This is a genomic window from Geobacillus sp. Manikaran-105, from assembly GCF_002809955.1.
GTDB classification, from domain to species: Bacteria; Bacillota; Bacilli; order Bacillales; family Anoxybacillaceae; genus Geobacillus; species Geobacillus thermophilus.
In genome coordinates this window covers 1-3,573 of record NZ_PIJG01000097.1, presented here as the reverse complement: position 1 = coordinate 3,573, position 3,573 = coordinate 1, and the positions used below count along the sequence as shown (strand labels likewise).

Sequence of the window (3,573 nt, the reverse complement as noted above, 5' to 3'; positions counted from 1 at the left end):
GCTGCTCGGTTTTACATCCGAACGGGCATGGCATCGTTTTGTCACGGGAAATTTGTTCACAAACGGCTCGTTTCTTGAACGCTCCCGATACAACCGCCGCTGCCGGGCGCTTGGTTTCGCGGTCAAATGGATTCGTCATGAACTGGCGAAACGTGGCCAACACCATGCTAGACATTGTCGACAGTTTGCCTCTTCCATTGTGCCATCCCGCGAGAATGCAGCGCGTCAAGCGATTTCGAGGGATCGCGGATATGGGGTATTGTGCTTCCAAAACGCAATGGTACTACGGTTTCAAGCTGCACCTTCAAGTGACCAATCAAGGGCTGGCCATGGGCTATGTCGTGACGGAAGCGTCCTACCACGACGTCAAAGCCGCTGAAACGGTGATGACTCCAATCCCTCATCCCTACAACTTTGGGGACAAAGGATACATCAGCCGCGCTCTTCGAGAAAAGCTGTACGAAGAACACCAAGCTACGTTCTGGACACCGTCTCGACACAATCAAAAGCACGGCCCATCCAAAGCATGGGAAGAATGGATCCGAAAAAAACGCAAAGTCATCGAGACAGTGTTTTCGATTCTCGTAGACCAATACCGGATCACCGACATTCGAGCGAATTCCATTGCCGGGTTTGAAGTGGCACTCGATGGCATCTTATTGGCGTATTCCCTGGTCACACTAGGGCTAGTTGAGCGCTGACGCTCAACTAGCACCATGGGTTATAAAAAAATGGTATCCTGTAATCGCTACGAGGAGGTGAATCCATGCCGACGATCACACTAAGGCTGGAACTGCACAAGCCGACGAAAACCAAACAAGACATGTATGAACGGATGACAAAAGTGAATACCGCGTTTGCGAATTGGCTGTTGAATCATCCCGAGCTGAATCAAGCAACGAGCAAACTATTTAAAGAGTTTTCGTCGCAGCGGTTTCCTTCCGCCGTCGTCAATCAGACGATTCGAGAAGTGAAGTCCCAAAAGAAAAATCAGAAAACACATAATTTTCAAACGTTATGGTGTTGCTTTAACAATCAAAACGTAAAGGTGGAAAAGAAAGGAGCGTTCTACACGGTTTCCTTCCCCACACTGGAGAAGCGAATTGGCGTGCCAGTGGTTGCGCGCCCCTACCAAGAAGCGTGGCTGAATCGGCTGCTGGACGGAACCGTCAAACAAGGGGCCGCCAAGCTCTACAAAAAGAGAAAGAAATGGTACTTGGCTGTTGCGGTCACATTTGAAGTGGAACCGCGACACGAAACAAAGGTGATGGGAGTTGATTTAGGGCTTCGCTATATCGCCGTGGCCAGCGTGGGAACGAAATCGTGGTTTTTCAAAGGGAACCAATGCGCCTTTGTGCGCCGACGCTATGCGGCTTTGCGGCGAACGTTGGGCAAAGCCAAGAAGCTCCAGATGATTCGCAAAATCGGCCGCAAAGAGTCCCGCTGGATGAAGGATCAAAATCACAAAATCAGCCGTCAAATCGTGAATGTTGCGCTCGCCAACGGTGTTGGCGTGATTCGGATGGAAGATTTGACAGGCATTCGGAAACGGGCAACATCGGCTAAAGAAGCAGGACGAAGCCTTCATTCTTGGGCATTTCACCAACTACAAACGATGATTGCCTATAAGGCCGAAATGGCAGGCATTCGGGTGGAGTGGGTGAATCCAACTTATACGAGCCAAACGTGTAAATGTGGACATCGAGAGAAAGCGAACCGAAACGGCATCTGCTTCCGATGCCAAAGGTGTGGATACACTCTCCACGCCGACTTGAATGGCGCCATCAACATCGCCAAAGCGATTTCGGGCTTCGCCTCCTAACCTAGCGCACTGGTCACAGGTGCGCCGCCCATCGGGGTACACTCTAACCCGATGGGACGGGGTGATGACACACCCCTAAACTTGGGCGTTGTCCGAACCAGAAATGGAGGAGGACGCGAACGACCCAAGAATCCCACGGCTTTAGCCGTGTGGAGTGTCAAAGCGGCTAGGAAAAGCGTTAATGCTGCCGATTGCCGTATTGCCGGCGGCGGGATTGCTGCTTCGGCTTGGCCAGCCTGATTTATTGAATATTCCGTTTATCGCCGCCGCAGGCGATGCGGTATTTTCCAACTTAGCGTTGATTTTCGCCATCGGCGTGGCGATCGGTTTTGCGAAAGACGGCAACGGCGCGGCGGCGCTTGCTGGGGCGATCGGCTACTTTGTCTTGACAAAAGGGGCCGCCGCGATTGATAAGGACATCAATATGTCCGTATTAGGCGGCATCATCTCCGGAGTGATCGCCGGGCTTTTATACAACCGTTACCATGATATCAAGTTGCCCGACTGGCTAGGCTTCTTCGGCGGACGGCGGTTTGTGCCGATCGTGACATCGCTTGTCATGCTCGTGCTTGCCTTGATTTTTGGCTATGTATGGCCGCCGATTCAAGACGGCATCAACGCGGTCGGCCATTGGATCGTCGGCGCCGGGGCGGTTGGCGTCGGCATTTTCGGGTTCCTCAACCGGCTGCTCATTCCAGTCGGATTGCACCATGTGTTAAAACAATCGATTCAAGCGTCAGAAGGCAGGGTGATCGTCGCGGAAGTCGTCGGGGAATTTGCGCCGCTGTATCCGGCGGTCACCAACGCCGAACTGGCCACGGCGTTTGGGGCGGATTTGCCGACGATGAAACATTTTTTCGATCGCGGCGTATTACAGAATGAGGGTACGGCGCCTTGTTAAGGCAAAACGCCGTTCATCCGCCAATAGGCGGGCGCCGATAAAACGTGGAAGGAGCCGGAGGAACATGAGCATGTTTGGAAAAGTCGCCGCCGATGTGCTTGGGTTAAGCGACATCGGTGCGGTCATTCAGCCGAAAGACTATGACAAAGTCGATGCCGATGATTATGTGATGCACGAGGATGGGGAGAAAATCTATTTTCTTATCAAATCAAAATCGGATGAGTATTGCTTCACCAACCGCGCGCTCATTCATTTGGACGGCACGAGCGCCGCGAGCAAAAAACGGACGCTGCGCCGCTACGATTACTACAAGCATCCGATTTCCGACGTATCGCTCGAAACGGCCGGGACGGTCGATTTGGATGCGGAAATTAAATTTAAAATTGGACCGCATTCCTACTCCATTGATGTGCATAAAAAGCATATTGAGGAACTGAAAGATTTGTATAAATCGCTGCTGGCGATCGCGGACATTTGCCATGAAAACGAAACGAAGTTCAACTATGCGGAGCGGAGTTTGGAACTGGCGGCCAAGGTGTTGGCCAACATGCGCGGTGACGGCGCCAATGTGTCGGCGGATTTTCAAGCCGTGAATGAATACGCTTTTCGCTGGCTGACGGAAGCGAAAAAGAACTATACGGTGAAGGATTTCGGCTTTGTGTTTGACAAATATATTCAACAGTGACGAGATGAAGGTTGTATCGGGGAAAGACGCCGTGCCAGAGGCGAGGTATCTTTCCTTAACCCGTGGTGCTATATAAGTTGAAACTTTGTTTTACATCCAGTAGAGCGCCCACCGCATTCTATCAAAATGACTTGTTATGAAGGAAAACAGAATCGAACAATCGGA

Annotated in this window: 3 protein-coding genes and 1 pseudogene; all 4 read left to right on the top strand. The window is 51.6% G+C overall.

All coding sequences use genetic code 11. The features are described 5' to 3' along the window. A pseudogene (locus CV945_RS16455) lies at positions 1–701 on the top strand (IS982 family transposase); the annotation flags it as partial. 65 nt (positions 702–766) lie between these two features. Further along, complete coding sequence (locus CV945_RS16450; protein WP_015375302.1) at positions 767–1,822, top strand: RNA-guided endonuclease TnpB family protein; 1,056 nt, start codon at positions 767–769, stop codon at positions 1,820–1,822. Between the two features lie 181 nt (positions 1,823–2,003). Further along, complete coding sequence (locus CV945_RS16445) at positions 2,004–2,723, top strand: DUF7916 family protein (protein ID WP_100660174.1); 720 nt, start codon at positions 2,004–2,006, stop codon at positions 2,721–2,723. 70 nt (positions 2,724–2,793) lie between these two features. Next, the gene (locus CV945_RS16440) at positions 2,794–3,408 is read left to right on the top strand and encodes a PH domain-containing protein (protein WP_033010549.1); all 615 of its coding nucleotides are present in this window, start codon (positions 2,794–2,796) and stop codon (positions 3,406–3,408) included. Positions 3,409–3,573 lie beyond the last annotated feature (165 nt).

What these genes read in the sequence shown, in the direction of transcription:
- CV945_RS16450 (WP_015375302.1), top strand. Translation starts at nt 767, where the DNA reads ATGCCGACGATCACACTAAGGCTGGAACTGCACAAGCCGACGAAAACC.
- CV945_RS16445 (WP_100660174.1), top strand. Translation starts at nt 2,004, where the DNA reads ATGCTGCCGATTGCCGTATTGCCGGCGGCGGGATTGCTGCTTCGGCTT.
- CV945_RS16440 (WP_033010549.1), top strand. Translation starts at nt 2,794, where the DNA reads ATGTTTGGAAAAGTCGCCGCCGATGTGCTTGGGTTAAGCGACATCGGT.